The sequence below is a fragment of the Mycobacterium sp. genome, from assembly GCF_049281135.1.
Lineage (GTDB): Bacteria > Actinomycetota > Actinomycetes > Mycobacteriales > Mycobacteriaceae > Mycobacterium.
On record NZ_JBAPRN010000687.1, the window covers coordinates 1 to 3,602 of the forward strand.

The following is a 3,602-nucleotide window of genomic DNA, read 5'->3' on the forward strand; positions in this document are numbered from 1 at the left end:
CGGAACGAGACGGAACGAAAGCGCAGTTGAGACCGCGTTTTACCTGGTCAAGGCAGGGGTTCGAATCCCCTTATCTCCACCAGAAAACCGCCGTTCGGAGCAATTGACGAACCTAGGGCGTGAGCTACGTCAAGACCGCCGTCCTAAAGGATCGTCTCGGAACCCTGGGGCCTGCCAACAGGTCGCGTTCGTGGTCTTGACGCAACTTGCGCAGCGCCTTATTTGACATGTGACCTAGATCACTTTAGATTAGAAATTCTTAGGGAAATCTGAGCTTCCATTCAGGATGAAGGACAGCTTCCAATGTCTAGTTGGTCCAGCGGGTTGTACCGCCAATCACTCAGTTCTCGCCAACGTCGTCGCTCGAATAAGTCGGCGCGACGGCGGGTGCTCGCGATGAGGGCCACCGTGTTCGCCACCAGCAGCGTCGTCGCCAGCGCGGCCCTCGTCGGCGCTGCTCCGGTACACACACCATCGTTTCCTGATGTCACTCCTATAACGCAGCTGCACGACGTCGCATTGGCCAGCAGCTTCGATCCCACGGCGTTCATCACGTCTTTAGAAACAGTCCTCGTCGACGTCTTGCGCGAAAATGCGCGCCTCACCGGTTTCAACGAGCTGACCGTGCCGCAGGCGCTCAATGATTTTGGGCTTGGCAGCCTCACGCCGAACGAGTTGCTGTCCTTCACTGGCCTTGGCGGCGTGACACTCAACGAACTGACGGGTTTCTTCTACCTGGGTGCAAATCCGGTGTCGGTGCTTTTGGCCTTGACGGGGTTAAGTGATAGCACCACATTGACCCAGGCTTTAGACGTCCTGGGGATTGATGACCAACCGCTGTCGGACATTGAGAACCTGTTCGGGCTCAGCGCGAACGACACAGTGAGCCAGACGGCGGAGATTCTGGGGGTAGGTAACCAACCAATTTCGAACCTGTGGGATCTTATCGGGCTCAACGCCAACAGCACACTGAGCCAAACGGCGGACACCCTGGGGATCAACAACACTGAGGTAAACACGCTGCTCGGTGACTGGGGCGTCGGGTCGATGAATATCAACAACTTTCTCCAGGGCTTGGACGTGACCCCGAGCCAACTGCTCAGCATCCTTGGCATTCAACCCAGCGCGCTGGGCTCACTTTGGGACCCGAGTACGGATGCCTTTGCCGCTGGCACGACCGCGGAACAGTTTGCCGACACCGCTGGTCTCGGCCACGACAAGGTGACGCAGCTGCTGTCCATCCCGGGCACGGGCGACGCGACGCTGAGCGATGCGGCGACCACGATTGGGCTCAATGGCGGTGCAGGCACGGTGGACGACACGCTGAAGAACATCTCGTTCGACGACCTGTCACTTTCTGGGCTCCTGAGCGGCTTCGGGATCAACTCCGGCAGCACGGTCAGCGATGTGTATACCAATATCCCCGGATTCGACAACGCGACAATCGGTGGGCTGCTGGACACCTTCGGACTCAGCGACCAATCGACGATCAGCCAGCTGCTGAACACCTTTGGGGGGCTCGACGATACGACGCTGAGTGGGCTGGTAACCGATCTCGGGCTCGGGACCAACACGGTGTTCGAGCTGACGTCCAACCTGTTAGACGGCATCACCGTGGACCAATACCTCACCAACATCCTGGATGTGCTGACCGCCGCGTAAACACACCCGGCGTAGCCGGCGCGAACTCGTCGTTGCGAGCTGTGATGGGCAGACGGTGAAGGCCGATCAATATTGAAACGTGGTCAGGGCGCGAAGGGAACGACCGGCGGGATGGGCACATCACCAGGCACGTAGTGGCCCTGAGTGTCGACATGGCCAGCACCGGGCCTGTTCAGCGGAACTCCTGGTCCGGGGCAGGCCCGGTCGGTATTTTGCCCGCACAAGCCACTGGTGAAATAGGACTTCTCCTGAACGCTCTTCGGCCATTCCGCCGGGTGCGTGCCGACAAAGTAGTTCGGGATGTTGTAGCCGATGAACATCATGGTCTGCACAACGAAGGTCATCGCGAGTGCCCGTATCACGAATTTCTTGAAGGTGCTGCCTGAGATCTCGTCGATGCCGCGTTCGACGACGCTTTGACCGCGGTCGTTGACGAAGAAACGAAGGCACGCCGCGCCGGTAAAGACCAAGCCGATCGACAAGCCCTCGTGCAGCGGCCACTTGAAGTAGTGGTCGGGGAACAGGCTCCAGTGCCCACTGCCGTAGTGGAAGATACCCAGCGGCATCCAGATGATGCCTTCGAGCACGATGTCGAACAGGATCATCAGCGCGTAACAACTCGCGATCAGCGACACGTTCCCGATGCGTGGGAACCGCCTCCGCATCATGCGCATGAACCTGCTGCCAATGACCATCACAATCACGAAGATGTAGATGTAGGCGGCCCAGGTGAACAGCACCGGCTCGCTGAGCATCGCCCCTGGCGCGCCGTAGGAGTTCCATCCGGGAACGCTGTTGACCCACGACCCGCGGTTCCACATCCAGGTGTTATAGGCAAACCAGTGGCCGCCATACGACGACAACGGATCCTGGAACACCACCGAACAGAATGCGACGACGAGAATGCCGTCGACTCCGACTCGGCCCTGACGACGCCAGGGTCGGATGATGAAAGCGTAAATCAGCGCCAGTCCCGCGGGAATCGACAGTGTCTGCCACAGGATGAGCTCGACCTTCATCCAGGTGGGCGGCTGACTCGGTCCCGGTGCGACGCGCTCGAAGAACGGTCCGCTGACCCAGCGGAAGATGATCCACGCCTCGAACGCCAGCATCAACGCACCCAGGGTCGCCAACACCACGACTGGTTTGGTTTTCGGCGGCTCGACGTCACTAACGCGGCCGGCGCCGACGCGCGCATCTGACGTTACGGCGTGCTTCTCGATCGTCATGGTGAGATCTCCCTGCTACAAGAACCTCGCGGGATCACGAGCGGTGGGGTAGCGACATCGATCAGTATTTAGACCTAGGGTCTCAAATATTGGGGAGGTGGTGCAAGGGTCGATCCGCACCACGGACGCCTAAACCTTGCGACGATAGGTATACAACCTCGGTCGATAGGCAGGGAGACGTCAATCAATTCGACGAGCCGGCTACGAGGACGTCATCAACGCGGCATAGCGGCTTCGGTGGTAATCGGTGGAACCGAACTCGTACTGCACGGCGGTGAGCCGTTTGAAGTAGTGACCGACGGCAAGCTCTTCGGTCATGCCCATGCCGCCGTGAAGTTGCACGGCATTCTGGCCGACGAACCGCGCCGCACGGCCGATGGTCGCTTTGGCCGCGGACACTGCCCGCGCTCGAATATCGGGCTCGGCGTCGAGGTTGAGAACGGCGAGATACACGGCAGCGACGGACTGCTCGAGTTCCATGTACATGTCCACCATGCGGTGCTGCAGGACCTGAAAGCTGCCGATCGTCTGGCCGAACTGTCGGCGTTGCTTGCAGTATTCGACGGTATCGCCGACCACTCTGCGCATACACCCCACGGCCTCCGAACAGACCGCCGCAGCGCCTTCGTCGCGGGCGCGGGCAAGCGACGGCCACGCCTGGCCCTCATCGCCGATGAGGGCGGCCGACGGTAGGCGCAGGCGGTCCAGCAC

Annotated in this window: 3 protein-coding genes; 1 reads left to right on the plus strand and 2 read right to left on the minus strand. The window is 60.2% G+C overall.

All coding sequences use genetic code 11. The features are described 5' to 3' along the window. The first annotated feature begins 408 nt into the window (after positions 1-408). A complete protein-coding gene (locus WAN02_RS27590; RefSeq protein WP_422268381.1) occupies positions 409-1,662 on the plus strand; it encodes a hypothetical protein in 1,254 nt (417 codons plus the stop codon). A gap of 83 nt (positions 1,663-1,745) precedes the next feature. Here the strand turns inward: WAN02_RS27590 and WAN02_RS27595 are convergent, their stop codons facing one another. Then, positions 1,746-2,891 (minus strand): spirocyclase AveC family protein, encoded by a 1,146-nt coding sequence (locus WAN02_RS27595; RefSeq protein WP_422268383.1) that lies wholly within the window; start codon positions 2,889-2,891, stop codon positions 1,746-1,748. Positions 2,892-3,092: 201 nt separating this feature from the next. Next, the coding region (locus WAN02_RS27600) for an acyl-CoA dehydrogenase family protein (protein WP_422268385.1) at positions 3,093-3,602 on the minus strand (510 nt) is incomplete at its 5' end.